General features: G+C 71.7%; 15 protein-coding genes. 7 read left to right on the forward strand and 8 right to left on the reverse strand.

The window, feature by feature from the left end; genetic code table 11:
- The first annotated feature begins 10 nt into the window (after positions 1–10).
- Together ABH940_RS14695 and ABH940_RS14700 are read left to right on the forward strand one after the other, a co-directional pair.
- Entirely contained in the window at positions 11–706 is a 696-nt protein-coding gene (locus ABH940_RS14695) for a FadR/GntR family transcriptional regulator (RefSeq protein WP_370072598.1), read from the forward strand.
- 146 nt (positions 707–852) lie between these two features.
- Positions 853–1,149 (forward strand): hypothetical protein, encoded by a 297-nt coding sequence (locus tag ABH940_RS14700; RefSeq protein WP_370072599.1) that lies wholly within the window; start codon positions 853–855, stop codon positions 1,147–1,149.
- A gap of 45 nt (positions 1,150–1,194) precedes the next feature.
- Here the strand turns inward: ABH940_RS14700 and ABH940_RS14705 are convergent, their stop codons facing one another.
- Positions 1,195–1,686, reverse strand: coding sequence for an MFS transporter (locus tag ABH940_RS14705; RefSeq protein WP_370105426.1), 492 nt, complete (start codon positions 1,684–1,686; stop codon positions 1,195–1,197).
- A 20-nt stretch (positions 1,687–1,706) separates the two neighbouring features.
- Here ABH940_RS14705 and ABH940_RS14710 point away from each other — a divergent pair, with 20 nt between their 5' ends.
- From ABH940_RS14710 to ABH940_RS14725, 4 genes are all read left to right on the forward strand, one after another.
- The gene (locus tag ABH940_RS14710) at positions 1,707–2,360 is read left to right on the forward strand and encodes an ArsR/SmtB family transcription factor (protein WP_370072601.1); all 654 of its coding nucleotides are present in this window, start codon (positions 1,707–1,709) and stop codon (positions 2,358–2,360) included.
- A 54-nt stretch (positions 2,361–2,414) separates the two neighbouring features.
- Positions 2,415–2,630, forward strand: coding sequence for a hypothetical protein (locus ABH940_RS14715; protein WP_370072602.1), 216 nt, complete (start codon positions 2,415–2,417; stop codon positions 2,628–2,630).
- On the forward strand, positions 2,620–2,880 hold the full coding sequence (locus ABH940_RS14720) for a hypothetical protein (protein WP_196195101.1): 261 nt from the start codon (positions 2,620–2,622) through the stop codon (positions 2,878–2,880). The genes ABH940_RS14715 and ABH940_RS14720 overlap by 11 nt, the downstream gene beginning before the upstream one ends.
- Before the next feature lie 69 nt (positions 2,881–2,949).
- Positions 2,950–3,216 (forward strand): hypothetical protein, encoded by a 267-nt coding sequence (locus ABH940_RS14725; protein WP_370072603.1) that lies wholly within the window; start codon positions 2,950–2,952, stop codon positions 3,214–3,216.
- Here the strand turns inward: ABH940_RS14725 and ABH940_RS14730 are convergent.
- A complete protein-coding gene (locus ABH940_RS14730; protein WP_370105427.1) occupies positions 3,182–7,993 on the reverse strand; it encodes a hypothetical protein in 4,812 nt (1,603 codons plus the stop codon). The genes ABH940_RS14725 and ABH940_RS14730 overlap by 35 nt on opposite strands.
- Before the next feature lie 200 nt (positions 7,994–8,193).
- Complete coding sequence (locus tag ABH940_RS14735; protein ID WP_370072605.1) at positions 8,194–8,577, reverse strand: hypothetical protein; 384 nt, start codon at positions 8,575–8,577, stop codon at positions 8,194–8,196.
- Between the two features lie 481 nt (positions 8,578–9,058).
- Here ABH940_RS14735 and ABH940_RS14740 point away from each other — a divergent pair, with 481 nt between their 5' ends.
- Positions 9,059–9,289 (forward strand): hypothetical protein, encoded by a 231-nt coding sequence (locus ABH940_RS14740; protein WP_370072606.1) that lies wholly within the window; start codon positions 9,059–9,061, stop codon positions 9,287–9,289.
- Between the two features lie 62 nt (positions 9,290–9,351).
- Here ABH940_RS14740 and ABH940_RS14745 read toward each other — a convergent pair whose 3' ends face one another.
- The 5 genes from ABH940_RS14745 to ABH940_RS14765 all read right to left on the reverse strand — a co-directional run bounded on the left by ABH940_RS14745 (position 9,352) and on the right by ABH940_RS14765 (position 13,876).
- Positions 9,352–9,798 (reverse strand): hypothetical protein, encoded by a 447-nt coding sequence (locus ABH940_RS14745; RefSeq protein ID WP_370072607.1) that lies wholly within the window; start codon positions 9,796–9,798, stop codon positions 9,352–9,354.
- 8 nt (positions 9,799–9,806) lie between these two features.
- Positions 9,807–10,514 carry a vWA domain-containing protein gene (locus ABH940_RS14750; protein WP_370072608.1) on the reverse strand — a complete coding sequence of 236 codons (708 nt, stop codon included), beginning with the start codon at positions 10,512–10,514 and terminating at the stop codon, positions 9,807–9,809.
- 31 nt (positions 10,515–10,545) lie between these two features.
- Positions 10,546–11,667, reverse strand: a complete 1,122-nt coding sequence (locus ABH940_RS14755; protein ID WP_370072609.1) for a lipopolysaccharide kinase InaA family protein — start codon at positions 11,665–11,667, stop codon at positions 10,546–10,548.
- Positions 11,664–12,611 (reverse strand): serine/threonine protein phosphatase, encoded by a 948-nt coding sequence (locus tag ABH940_RS14760; RefSeq protein WP_370072610.1) that lies wholly within the window; start codon positions 12,609–12,611, stop codon positions 11,664–11,666. The genes ABH940_RS14755 and ABH940_RS14760 overlap by 4 nt, the downstream gene beginning before the upstream one ends.
- 107 nt (positions 12,612–12,718) lie before the next feature.
- On the reverse strand, positions 12,719–13,876 hold the full coding sequence (locus tag ABH940_RS14765; RefSeq protein ID WP_370072611.1) for a hypothetical protein: 1,158 nt from the start codon (positions 13,874–13,876) through the stop codon (positions 12,719–12,721).
- Positions 13,877–13,904 lie beyond the last annotated feature (28 nt).

A 13,904-nucleotide genomic window follows, 5' to 3' on the forward strand; every position in this document is an offset into this window, starting at 1 on the left:
ACCTGGACGGATGGACTTCCAGGGCCTGCCCGGCCGCCTACTCGCCGATCTCGGACCCTCCATCGCCGCCGGTGAGATCCCCGTGGGCTCGATCCTGCGGATCGAGGGGCTGGAGGAGCGCTACGGCGTCTCCCGCACCGTGGTCCGCGAGGCGGTGCGGATGCTCGAATCGATGCGGATGGTTGCCTCGCGCCGCCGCGTCGGGATCACGGTCCGGCCCAAGGCCGAGTGGGACGTGTTCAACCCCACCGTGATTGCCTGGCGGCTGGCCGGTGCGGACCGGGGCGCACAGCTGCGCTCGCTGGGTTCCCTGCGGGTCGCCGTCGAACCCGCGGCGGCCGGGCTCGCGGCCACCCAGGCGACCGACGACCAGCGGCGGGCGCTCAGCGCGCTGGCCATGGAGATGACCATGACCGGCCGGGCGGGCGACCTTGCCGCCTTCCTCCGGCACGACGCCGACTTCCACGCCACCGTGCTGCAGGCGTCGGGGAACGAGATGTTCGCGCATCTCGGCGACACCGTCGAGGCGGTGCTGCGCGGGCGCACCGAGCACCACCTGATGCCGCATCACCCGGAGGAGTACGCCGTCCAGCTGCACCGCGAGGTGGCCGAGGCGGTCTGCTCGGGCGACGGCGAACGCGCGGAGCGCGCGATGCGGGCGATCGTGGCCGGGGCGCTGGAGGAGCTGGAAGCAATCCTGGAGTAGCCCGGACCGCGCTCGGGACCGTCGGCAGCACCGCCACGACCGGTAGCCGTGCGGTGACGTTCTGCCGGTCTTGTGGTGATCTGTCCGACGCGGGACGCTGAATCCACGCGCGGGAACGCTCCGCGCGGGGAAGGAGGTCGAGCGGCATGACCTTCGTTCAGGTCATCGACTACGAGACCGAGGAAGCAGAGCGGTTCGACGCCCTGATGGACGACTGGCTGCAGGCAACCGAGGGCAAGCGGACCGCGACCCACTCCTCTGTGGGCAAGGATCGCGACAACCCGACGCACTTCATGCAGATGGTGGAGTTCCCGTCCTACGAGTCGGCGATGCGCAACAGCGAACTGCCGGCGACCCGGCACATCGCGGAGGAGATGCAGCATGCCTGCATCACCCCGCCGCGCTTCGTCAATCTGGAGATCGTCCGCGACGAACGGATGTGATCCACGCAGGCGCTCCCGCCGCCGGGCCGCCGCGCCGTCCCGACCTCATCCCTCTGTCGGGACGGCCGACCGGGCCGGAGCGGGAGCGTCGGACGTCTCGTCGTAGGTGGGAAGTTCGCGCATGCCCCGGAGCGGCGAGAGAAAGACCGCAAGGAAGGTCGCAGACCCGCCGACCGCGGCGACGAACAGCGTGTCGCGCACGCCTATCGCTGTGCTGAGCACGCCGCCGAGGAACGCACCGAACGGCATGGTGCCCCAGACCAGGAACCGCATCGTCGCGTTCATCCGGCCCAGCAGGCCGGGCGGGCACAGACCCTGACGGAAGCTCACCTGGGTGATGTTGTAGACCACGATGCCCACCCACATGACGATCTGCGCCACCGCGAACAACGCCAGCGTCCAGTCTCGCTGCACGAACGGTGTGACCAGCGCACACGGGCCGAAGACTGCGGCGGAGAGGCAGATCGCCGGGCCCTGGCCGAACCGGGTGGCGACGCGTGCGGCGATCAGCGCGCCGGAGTGATTGGGTTTTGTCAATCACTCGTAGGATGCTGTGCATGACCCAGCGCAGACCGGCCACCGACGACGAGGCGAAGGCGCTCGCCTCCTCGCTGCGGCTGCGCATCCTGCGCATCTGTCTGGGCGAGGCGCACACCAACAAGGAGATCGCCCGGATCCTCGGACGCGACCCGGCGAGCGTGCTGCACCACACCAGGACGCTGGTGCGGACCGGGTTCCTGGAGGCGCAGGAGGAGCGGCGCGGGGCCCGGGGCGCCCGCGAGATCCCGTACCTGGCGACGCGGAAGTCCTGGCGCCTCGAAGTCCCGGCGCTGGACCGGACGATGCTCGAGACGTTCCTGGAGGAACTCGCCCTGGTGCCCGCGGCGGACGTCGACAGCACCCGCATGGGCCTGCGCCTGTCCGCCGGGGACATGGACGAGTTCCGCACCCGGCTGCGCGGCCTGCTGGAGGAGTTCGCCGGGCGCCCCAACGATCTCACCGAACCGGCCTGGTCGTTCTTCCTGGTACTCCACCCCGACCCGAATCGGCCCGACCCGAATCGCCCGGACCCCGACCGGCCCGACTCCAACCGGTCCGCGCCGAACGCCCAGGACGATTCCGGCACCCCTCACGACCTCGGCAAATCCGGTGAATCCGACGATCCGACCGGCCCGCGGGGTCCCTCGAACGGACCAGTGTCGACCCGGTAGGGTCCCGGGTAGCCTGCGAACGGCAGGGAGGGACGGGGCCTGGGGAGGAGCCGAGTGAGTCAGCCGGATGCGTGCTGGGATCCCGACGCCGCCGACGTGCTGCGTGCATGGGCCGCGGACGAGCGTGCCCGCGGGGACAGCCTGGCCACGGCGTTGGAGTCGATCGCCGCCAACGGACTGCCCACGGTGGAGGAGTGCGTCGCCTGGGAGGAGATCCGGGAGACCGCGCTCGCACGGCTGGCCGAGGGTCCGACGGGCCGTGTCCTCTAGGCGGCGGCTCAGGCGTGCGCAGATCCGGTTCACCGAGGGCGCGCGCAAGCAGGTCGACGCGCTGACCGGCACCGAGGAGATACGTCGGCTGGACCGGGCGCTGACCGCGCTCTCCCTGGCCCCGGAACTCGGACTGCCGACGCGGTTCCCCCTGCTCCGGGACTACCGCGACGAGTTGGAGGACGTGCGCGTCATCTACTCGGTGTCGGTGCTGCGTTCGACCATCCTCGTGGCCTACGTCGAGGCCTAGGGCAGCACGGACTGACGGTACGGAAGCACAGAACAGAACGAGGCAGGTTCGACAATGGCGGGTACGACGATGGTTCGAGTCTCGGACAAGGCGCGCCGCGCGCAGGTACGACTGCTGATGGGCGCGGCCTTCACGATGGCGTCCCTGGTGTTCACGGTCTTCGTGTCGATGGCGCAGGCGCAGCAGATGGGCGCGTGGTTGACCGCGACGGTGGCGGGGGTGCTCCTGACGACCTGGTTCGGCCTGGACGTCTGGATCACCCGCCGCGCCAACCGCGAGCAGCTCTACGGCTCCGGCAACGTCACCCCGATGACGGGCGCGAGGCGCCCTCGCTGAGCTCCGAGCTCGCCACGGTTTCGGTCGTCGCCGCCGCCGCCGACGCGTCTGTCTCCGCCTCCGTCTCCGCGTCCTCGGGACGCGGGCGGCGGAAGACGCGGGTGGCGCTGACGGCGCCGTGGATCTCGGCGTCCTCCTCGTCGATCTCCGGCAGGCCGGGGCGCAGGTGCTCCTCCACCGAGATGTACTTGAGGCCGGCCCGCAGGTCGGCGTCGTTGCGCAGGCGGATGATCAGCGGGAACTCGGCCAGCGCGGTGGTGTCGAACAGACCCGTGGTGTAGATCAGCTGGACGCCGAGCGCGTCGGCGACGGCGCGCTGGAGCTCCAGCAGGTAGGTCGCGTTGGCGCGGCCGATCGGGTTGTCCAGGAAGAGTGTGCCCGCGTGGCGCAGCTTGGCCTGGCCGCGGTCGTTGGCGCGCAGGGCGGCCATGGTGCAGTAGAGCGCGATGGCCGCGGTCAGCAGCTGGCCGCCGGAGAAGACGTCGGACATCTGACTGACCGACACCCGCTCGGCGCGCAGCACCGCGTCGGGCTTGAGGATCTCCACGGTGACGCCGCGCGGCTCCAGTGCGGCGTGGACACCGCGCAGCAGCAGGGACATGCCGTCACGGCGGTTCCAGTCCACCGCACCGGCGTTCGCGCCGGAGGCAGGACCGCCGTGGCGCTTGACCGCCGCGCGGGTGGCCTCGTCGATGACCTCGCCGAGACGCTCAGTCAGCACCGCGTGGTCGGGCTCGTCGAAGCGGATCCGCAGGAACTCCTGGCCCGACCACTCCCCCAGCCCCTCCGGCAGGCGGGAGAGCCGCTGCGCGGCGCGCAGCGTGGCGAGCGAGGTCTCGACCAGGCCGCGCAGCCGGTCGACGATGCTGTCGCGGTTGCGCTCCAGCTGGTTCAACTCGTCGGTCAGCACCCGCAGTCGGGGTGCGAACGCCGCCGCCCACTGGGCCGCGTACTCGGGCAGGACGGAGGCCGGCAGCTCGCGGATCTGCTGGCGGGCCGGGGTGCGGACGGCCTCGAACCGGGTGGCGTTGGCATGCCGGACCAGCGCGTCGCCGGCATCGCGGACCGAGAGGTCGGCGGCGGACAGCTCGGCGCCGGCGGCGCGCAGCAGACGGCGGGCGTCGGCGGCGGCGTGCCGGGCCTCCGGCAGGGTGCCGGTGACCGGCGCGACCTGCTCCTCCTCCTCGGCCTGCGCGTTGCCCGCGTCGGCGGCGGGCTCGCGGAGGCCGTCACGGAGCTGGGCCGCGGTCTCGTCGAACTCGGCGGCGGCGTGCTGGGTGGCTTCGTGACCGCGCAGCAGCTCGGCGTGGGCAGCGCGGCCCGCGTCCAACGCATCGCTGCGGCTTGCCAGTTCGGCGCTGGCCGCGCGGAGCAGGGTCTGCGCGTGCTCCTGGTCGCTCGGGACCAGCTCCTCGGGCAGCTCGGTGTGCGCGTCCCCGGAGGCGGGGGCGCTGCGCTCGGCCTCGCCGCGCAGGCGGCCGAGCTGCTCGCTGGCGGCGGAGGCGCGGGCCTCGATCGTCTGGACCAGATCCTCGGCGCGGGAGGCAGCCGCCTGGCGGCCGGGGCCGTCGGCTCCGTCGGGGCTTCCGAGCAGCTCCTCAGCGCGGGTACGGACCTTGTTGGTGAGCCGGTCGAGCTCGGCCCGTGAGCCGGACTCGTCGCTCTCCGCCCGGGCCTGCTCGGCACGCAGGTCCGCGCCGACCCCGACCTTCTCGTAGAGCTGGGCGGCGACGCGGTGCGCCTCACGCAGCGCGGGCAGGGACGCCGTGGGAAGTTCGGCATCGGCCGCGTCGGCCCGGCTGCGGGCGTCCTCGGGCAGGTCGGCGCTGGGGAGTTCGGCGCGCTCGGCGCGCAGCGCGCGGACCGTGCGGCGGGCGTCGTCGGCGGCGCGCTGGGCGGCGCGGCGGTCCTCGTCGGCCGCGTGGGCGCGCTCCTCGCAGACGTGCTGACGCTGCTCGGCCTGGGCGGTCTCGTCACCGAGCCCGCGCAGCCGGGCGGTCCAGGCACCGCGCTCGCGCAGCCGGTACGCGAGACCGGCCAGCGCGTCGGCGCGGCGGCGGGCCTGCTGGGCGCCTTCCAGTCGGGACTCGCGCAGCCGGGCGGCCTCGGCGCGCTCCTGCTCGGCCTCGGTGTGCTCGGCGCGGGCCGCGCTGCGCTCGGCGCCCGCCGCCTCCAGCGCGGCACGCGCGGCCTCGACCTCGACGGTCAGCTCGGCCAGGTGTCCGGCCGGGCAGCCGGCACGCCAGGAGGTGAGCCGACCGGCCAGCAGCCGGTCCGCGCCGAGGCGGGCCGCCAGTTCGCGGATCTGCTCGTCCCGCGCGGCGGCGCGGTCGCGCAGCTGACGCCGCTCCTCGTCGGCGGCGGACTCGTCGTGCATGGCCGGGTTCGGCGGGACCAGAAAGACGCCCGCGGACGCGGCCTCGACCTCGGCGGTCACCGGGCCGAGCAGGGCGGCGGCCGTGCCGACGGCCACGGCGGACCGCGGCAGCAGCGCGGCGGCGGCCAGCACCTCGCGGGCTCGCTCCAGCGTGTCCGGGTCGGTGACGATGACACCGTCGACCAGCTGCGGCCGGGCGGCGAGGATCCGGTCGTGGTCGACCGGGTCGACCGACTGCGCCAGGTAGCGCCAGCCGGGCAGCGCGGGAACGCCGTGCTCGCCCAGGTACTCGACAGTGGCCAGCACGTCGGGGCCGGGCGGCAGCAGACCGCCGTCACCAAGGGCGCCCAGGATCCGGGCGTCGTCGGCGGCCTTGGTGCGCAGCTCGAAGAGGGTGCGCTCGGCGCCCGCCACCGCGTTGTCGAGTTGCTCGCGCAACGGGTCGACGGCGGCGTCGAGCTGTTCGGGCGTCAGCTCGCCGTCACCGACGCCGAGCAGGGCGGCGACGCGCGGCTCGGCGGCCAGCAGACCGAGAGTGTGCCGCTCCGATCCGAGAGCGCCCTCGGCGGCGGCGAGGGCGTCCTGGGCTCGCGCGGCGGCGAGCTCGGCGCGGTTCTCGCGGGAGGAGGCCTCGCGGGAGCGTCCGGCGGCCTGCTCGGCGGTGGCGCGGGCCTGCTCCCAGGCAGAGGTGGCCAGCTTCTCGGCGTCGGCGGCCTCCAGCGCGGCACGGGCCGGGTCGACGAGCTCGGCGTCGTCCGGATCACCGGTGGTGGCGTCGATCCAGCCGGCGCGGACCGCCTGTTGGGTCTCCTGCTCGACCTCGGCCAGGCGCTGGCGCAGGTGGTCGCCCTCGCTGCGGCTCTTCTGCGCTGCGGTGGCGGCGGCGGTGGCGTCACGGCGGGCGGCCTCGCCCTCGGCGAGCAACCCCTGGGCGCGGGACTCCTCGCTGTCGGCGCGTTCCTCCGCCGCCTCGGCTGCGGCCTCCAGCGCGCCGACCAGCGCGACGGCGGCCTTGGTCCGGGCGGCCAGGGCGGGGGCGGCGTCGCGCTCGGCCTCACGGATGGCGGCGGAGACGCGGGTCGCCCGGTCGGCGGCGGCACGGTGACGCAGCACCAACTCGGTTGCCTGCCAGGCGGAGTGGAGCGTGCGGGCGTCCAGCAGCTCACGACGGAGCGCGGCGGCGTCGGCGGTGGCGGCGGCCAGCGCCAGACTGGCATGACGATGCGTCAGCTCAGCGGCGATCAGTGACTGCCGGGTGCGCGCGGCGTCCGCCTCGGCGGCGGCGTCCGCCGCGGACTCGACCTGTGCCTGCAGTTCAGCGGCGCGGGCGCGCTCCAGCCCGGCGCGGGCGCCCAGCGAGCGGGCCAGGCGACGGGCGCGCCGCTCGGCGCCGCGGTGGTGCTCGCGGACCGCCTCACGCGCGGTCGCGGCCTCGGCGATCCGGTGCAGCAGGTCCAGCGAGCCGCCGGTGAAGTCCCGCTCGGCGGTCAACTCGGCGCGGCGACCCAGCTTGGCGGCGAAGCCGTGGACCAGGTCGGCCAGGCCGTCGGTGTCGCGGGTGTCGGTGACCGCGCGGAGCAGGAGGTCGGTGAAGTCCTTGTCGCTCTTGACCGCGAAGAGGCCCGCCGCCTCACCCTCGTCGGCGTTCATCTCGCGCTGGTAGCGGAAGAGTTCCGGGTCCAGGCCGAGGCTGCCGAGGTGCTCGATCCAGCGCTCGTGACCCTCCTCCCAGCTGATCTCCAACTCCGGCGCGAGCTTGCCCGCCTCGGTGAGCGCGTCGCGGAAGCCCTTCATGGTGCGGCGCCGGCCACGCGCGCTGACCGGGAGGGTGCGCGGCGAAGCCGCTCCGTCGAGGGTGGTGGCGGGCGACGGGTGGGCTTCCTCGCGGGGCGCGGGCATCAGCACCGCACGCTCGGCGACCGGCAGCGAGTCCAGGCCCAGCGCCGGGCTCGGCCGGAACGAGTACCACGCCTCGGCGAACTTCCGCGGGTCGGCGGATACCTGACGGCCGCGCCACTCGCTGACCTTGCCGACGACGACGGTCTCGCCGGTCAGCGTGTGCTGCCACTCCAGCGCGACGTGCCCGCAGTCGTCCGCGAGCAGGAACTTGCGCAGCACGCCGGAGCTGGCGCCGCCCAGGGTGTTGCGGTGACCGGGCAGCATCACCGAGAAGATCAGCTTGAGCAGGACCGACTTGCCGCCGCCGTTCTCCAGGAAGAGCACGCCCGCGGGTGCGGGCCGCCGGGCCGGGCCGGTCTCCTCCTCGTCGAAGAAGCCGGGCTGTCGCGGCACCGGATCGGGCACGAGCTCCCCGACGCCACTCAGGTCGAGCACGGTGTCGGCGTACCGCGCACCGGCAGGGCCGATGGAGTACAGGCGGACCCGGTTGAGCTCGTACACCTTGCGCACTCATTCCCAGTTGCTTGATCGACAGGCGGGGTGCCATGTCTCACCAGAGGATATCCAGTGATTGCGGTACATCTCCGGATCTCCCGCCCGGCCTCCGACTCCACGTCGCTCAGCACGCAGCGCGCGGCTCACATCCCGCACGATCCGGCGCAGGCCGTCGAGTACGCGGGACCTCATGGGCCGCCGCCCGGTCAGGTCGGCGACGGGAGGGGGCTCAACGTCTCCTGAGCAAGCAGGCTGCCATCGAGAGTGATGGTCACCGTGCTCCCGTGGAGGACATACCGGTAGGCGCCGTTCGTCGCCTCGATCCCGCCAGCCGTCCGGGTCGCCGGCATCACCAGCCCGGTCCCTGGTTCGTCGACGAACTCGCCGTAGTAGTACAGACGCTTTTCGGCCGTCAGGCAGAGCGTGATCTGGGTGGTCCCAGCAGTGTAGGCCTCGACCAGGCTCGCCCCTTCGCCGCCGGGGAGCTGGTCCGCGACACGTTGGGGGCACGGTTGCTGCGCCTCGGCTGTGGCGACACCCGTAGCCGTGGAAGTGGCGTCCGGACCGCTGGGGCCCGACGGACTGAACAAGCTCTCGCAGCCGTGCAGCAGCTGCTGGCTGAAGAAAAGGGCTGCTACGACAGCGATGGTGGTAAGGCAGCCTCGCACGCGCTTCCCGACGGGCGCCGGCGGCGGTGGGATGTAGCGCGGGGCTATCCGTCTCGGGCGCGGAGGCGGTAGCGGCGGGGCCGGAGGACTCGGCGAGTATCCGGCGCCGCCCGGTGGCGGGTAGAAGAGGGCCTCCGGGCGCGGGGTGCCGCCCGAGCGGGCAGTGGTGGTGGGCTTGGCAGGCCGGGGTCCGGTCGAACGCGGCGCTCCGGTCTTCGTCCCGCCCGTGACTGTCGGTCGGCTCGCCGCAGTGGGTCGGTGGGTCGAGGTCGCTCGGTCGGCCGACGCCCGAGGTGAAGTGGAGGGCTCGGCAACTCCAGGAGTTGGCGCCTTTCTGGGAGTACGCGGGGCGGCTCCACTGCTCCGCGGTTCGCCTCTCCCGTCCCGTGGCGAGGAGGACTTCGTGGACGCGGGGCGGGACGCCTGGGTCGAGGGGCGGGACGCCGGCTTCCACGGCGCACTGCATACCAAGCATTGGAGGTCACTGGCGGCGTTGCGGACTTCGCAGTCCGGGCACGTCCAGTCCTCCTTCGGGCGGGCCACGGGGGGCCTCGGCTTCGAGGGCGCCTTCGGGGAGTCGCTGGGGCGGGGCTCCTCGCACACCAGGCAGGCCCGTCGGCTGGGCGCGTTGTAGGTATCGCACGAAGCGCAGCACCAGGTCGGGCCGGTCACAGAGTCTCTCCTTCTGCTCCCCCGCTACTGGGCGACAGGCGGCGTGGGACGGTTCAGTCGTGCCAGCAGGAAGTCGTAGAGTTCCGCTGCCTCTTCGGAGACCGGGAAATTCACCCAGTCCGGACTGGCGGCAGGCACACGAGTCGCGGTCTTCGGTGGAGGTGTCTCCCGCCTCCGGAGACGACCCAGGAAGTTGGCGAACTCGTGTGCGTCCTGCGCGCACTGCGACGGCACTTCGAGCCGGACGGAGACCCGGCTCTTCGAGGGGCCGGGACCTGTCCGTCCCGGTTCGAAGGTCAGCACTATCTGGACTCCGGAACCGTCGGGTGGACGCAGTGACACCACGTCGGTGCACCAGTCGAGCGGGAGGTCCATGCCGCCTCCCGCCTCCCAATGCACCCGCACCCGGCCTGCCACGTGGCTCAGTTCGGCGCCCGCGCAGAGGACGCGCAACTCAGGAAGTTGCCTCACGTCCGAGCTCACAGACTGTTGGCGATCGTGTCGATGATCTCGTCCATCTCGAACTCCTGCAGGCCGTCGCCCGCCTTCGACGGGAAGTGGAGCGTCAGGTCCCACTCCTCGGCGATACCGGACCACGGGTCCTGATCCGGTGCGAAGAGGACCAGACGCTTGGCCGACTGCTCCATGAGTGCGGATTGGCTGCGCGCATACCCCCACTGCTCGAACAGGTCATCGAAGCTGGCGGGTACCGAGGCCGGGTAGCCCTGCAGTTTCGAGTGCTCCCCTCCCAAGGGATGTGCCGGCGCGTCAGTGAACACCACCACGACGTGGCGCCGACGATCCAGGCCCGTCTCCCAGGGGGAGGCAACCGCGAGGGAGAGCGCCTCCAAGCCCGACTCGGGGATGTCCCCGCCGCCGGCGGCCTCGACACCGCGCAGGAAGGTCTCGAACTCGGCGGCCTGCTCGGGGAGACGCAGGAAGTCGGTCTGTTGCATCGCGTCGTCAACGCGGTCACCGAAGTCACGGAAGGCGATGGTGCGAATCCGCAGGTAGCTGATCGCCTTACCCTTGGAGTCCATGACCTCCGCCAGCCGCTGGTGGAAGGACAGTGCGCTCGCCTTCACCGACTCCAGCACCGGCCCCATGCTGGCTGTGGCGTCGATGCAGAGCACGATGTCCACCGCGTACTGCAGATTCCCCTGGTACTGGCTGAGTTCCGAACCCATCTGACTCTCTCCTGTGTGGTAGTTGTTCCGGTCAGCGTCGGCGGTCGCCGAGGTTGATGCGGACGCGGGACACGCGCGCAGCCGATTCGGCAGCCGGTGTTCCTGCCGCCGGTTCGGGCGCTGCCGTCGGGCCGCCGTCACGTCCGGTCAGGTTCTTCCTCAGACGGCTCACCGGCGCGGTCGCGTTGGCCGGCGCGGCAGCGGTGACCGTAGCCGGGTCCGGCGTCGTGGCTGGCCGACTCGTCCCCGGCCGAGGATGCCGCAGCGCGCACAGGTCGGGGTCACGCAGTGTGTTGAGGAACGCCGCGATCCGGGGGCGTGCCGTCGGGGCGACCGAGGTGAGTGCCCGCACCAGCCCCTGGACCGTGCTCGAGAGCCGGGAGTCCAGCGTGAGGCTCTGTCCGGCGTTGACCGCGTCCGCCGGGGAGCCGAAACGGCGGTCGTAGCCGGGAAGCTCACCGGTCAGGTAATAGTGGGTCATCAGACCGAGCGCGAACATGTCCACCGCGGTCGTCAGGTGCGTGGGCGCAAGCTCCGGATCCTCCTGAACGTAGCGGCGCCATTCCGGCGCGCCGTAGAGGGAGTCACCCGCGATGTCATGCGGGCCCGGGGGATTACCGGACAGGTAGGAGTCGTCGAAGTCGATGAGCTTCGCGATCTGCAGTGCCTTGTCCTTGTTCTGCTGGGGCAGGACGTTGGCGGGCTTGAGGTCGCCGTGGACGATGCCGATGCCGTGCAGCAGTTGGACACTGACCGCCAGCGATCGGAGCAGCACCGACTTCTGTCGCGGCTCCAGGAGTTGGGGCTGCTCCAGCGGGGCGGCCTCGATCCGGGCGGTGACCTTGTAGTAGGTGCTCCCGGAGAAGAAGAAGTCCTCGGCGAGGACGAGGTTGCCGGCCCCCCGCATGTCCGGTGCGAGCCGGGCCATCACTCCACGGTGGCGGTCCTCGAACTCCTGGCACACCGACAGGCGGATCGCCTTGCTGCGCTCGCTGCCGGGCGAGTCGTCCCTCGGCCGCTTCGGTTCCAGGAACTGCTTGATGAAGAAGTCCCGTCCGTCCTTCTCCGCGAAGGCCCAGATGCACTTGCCGCCGTTGTTGTTGGTCGGCGAGGAGACGACACGGTATCCGTTGACGACATCGTGCAGCTTCACTCGTCCTCCTGCCGCAGCTCGGGCAGCAACGTCTCGTAGGTCTCCCGGTAGGCGTTCCACTGCGCCAGGCGCCAGTCACGCATGGCGTCCTGGTCCTCCAAGGGCGGCATCTCGCGGTACCGAGACTCCGCCTGCTCAAGGCGTGGCGCAAAGGCCTCGCGCAGCGCGTCGAAAGTCTTGAAGCCGACAGCCGCCAGCACAAGTGACGCATCGTCCGCTGAGTAGCCCCGCACCGTCTCGGCGAGGTCGTGAGCCCACCGACTCATGTCCGGCGCACGTTCGAGGTGACTCAGCAGCAGGTACTCGAAATCGCCGGGCGTGTTGACGTAGCCGAAGAAGCCGTCGGTCGAGCAGAGGTAGATGCCGGGAGTGCTGAGCCGGTGATGGCTGCTCTCCACATGAAAGGGGCGGTCGGCGCAGATCATGTTGGTCATCGGCGGGTCCTGCACAAGCTGTTCCAGAGCGTCGGTCTCCTCCGTGTGGTCCCTGGTGAGCACCTGCAGACCCTGGTTGGGCGTGAGAACGTAGGCGCGCGAATCCCCGGCCCACATGGCTTCGGCCACCAGACCGGAGCCCTCGTACCGGTAGTGCACAGCCGCGATCGTGGTCGGCAGTTGGCGCCGCATCGTTCCGACGACCTTGCTGCGCGCGGCCGGCACGGCCGCCACCAGAACCCGGCGGAGTTCGTCCTCCAGGGTCTCGCAGCTGGGGTGTTCGCCGGAGACGATCCTGTCGTGGAACCAGAGTTCGGTGGCCAGTCGGGCCGACCGCGCTCCCGTCCAGGCCCCGGTGCGCTCGGTTCCGGAGGCGCTGCGCCAGGCCGGAGCGGATCCGGCACCACCGGCGCCGTCGAAGACGGCCAGCAGGCCTGTCTGCGTGGGGCGGTGGAAGAACATGAGCGGATCGGCGTCCTCGCCCAGCCCGGGACGCCGCTCAGTCCACACGCTCAGCGCATACAGTCCTGGTTGGGAGTGGAAATGCGTCCCCACCGGGTTCGGTTGCCGAGCAGGAACCCGAACCAGTGCTGACGACTCCGGGGCCGGATGCCCGCTCATCGGTCGTCACCGTTCTTCCTGCCGCTACCCCGCAGGGATCCGCGTACGCGGCTCATCTTTGCGGCGCCGTCCTGGTCCGCCGGACTCGACGCGGCCGTGGCCCCTGCCGACGACCGGGGATCGTAGCGGCGGTCCGTGGGCGGGCGGTCCTCCGCGGGCGGGCGCTCTCCGGGCAGCGGTTCGTCCTCGGGGGGAGCCGCGGGCGGTTGGGAGACGACCTCTCCAGGCAGACTCCGCGCCTCGCCCGCGAGTTCCACCGGCCGAGCCGCCGCCCCCTCGGCAAGTGGACGCGGCAGTCCGCGGCCCCGGACCCGGCTCATGCGCGTCCCGCCGAAAGGTGCGTCGCTCCCACTCAGGATCCGGTCCACGAGGGCGCGTTCGATATCTGCCGACTCGAACGGCTCGCGGTCCGCGTCGCCGCGCTCCAGGACCAGCTTGAAGGTCTTCATGAGCTCGTCGCGCTCGTTCGACTCTGCCCGCTCGATCCAGTCCAGCGCAGCCCGCGGTCCCTCCCGCTCCATGATCTCCGCGAGCAGCCCCTCCACGCCATCCGCACGCATCATGTCCAGATGCCGTTGACGCCGCATGCCGTCAAGGCGTGTGTCCCGGACGAGGTCACGGTAGGCGCGGCCACTGGCCGCAGCTTCGTCCGGGTCGATCACCAGCTCGACGTGAAGGTTGCGCAGCCGAACGGCTCGGTCACCGTCCAAGTCACGGACTTCACGGTTGAGGGCCGACTCGGCCTCGTGGAAGTCGGCGATGTCGTAGTGCCGGCTGACCGAGCGCAGCATCCGCCTGATGGGGTCGAAGAGCGCGCCACTCATGTCCCGGATGCCACGGGAGACGACCTCCGCAGGATCGGCCACCGAGCAGGTCAGGGCCAACTGGCTGCGGAAGGCGAACGCGGCGTCCCGGCTGAGCAGCGTCATGTCCAGGACCAGGCGGTGTTCGGTGGTGTCGACGGTGATCCCTTGCCGGTACATGCCCAGCCGGGCATGCGGGATCTCCTCGCCATGACGCACCGTCACTGCATAGCCCTCATGGGGGACGAGGACGAGTGCGCGCCCGGGGCTCGGTGGCCGCAGCGGGGTGAGCATACGCAACCAGGACAGGTCCTGAACGTCCAGGACCGGATCGTAGGTCAAGTGACCCATGGGGACCTCCCTCCAAGGAGTTCCAAGT

The organism is Streptacidiphilus sp. BW17 (assembly GCF_041262485.1).
In the GTDB taxonomy this organism is placed as follows: domain Bacteria; phylum Actinomycetota; class Actinomycetes; order Streptomycetales; family Streptomycetaceae; genus Streptacidiphilus.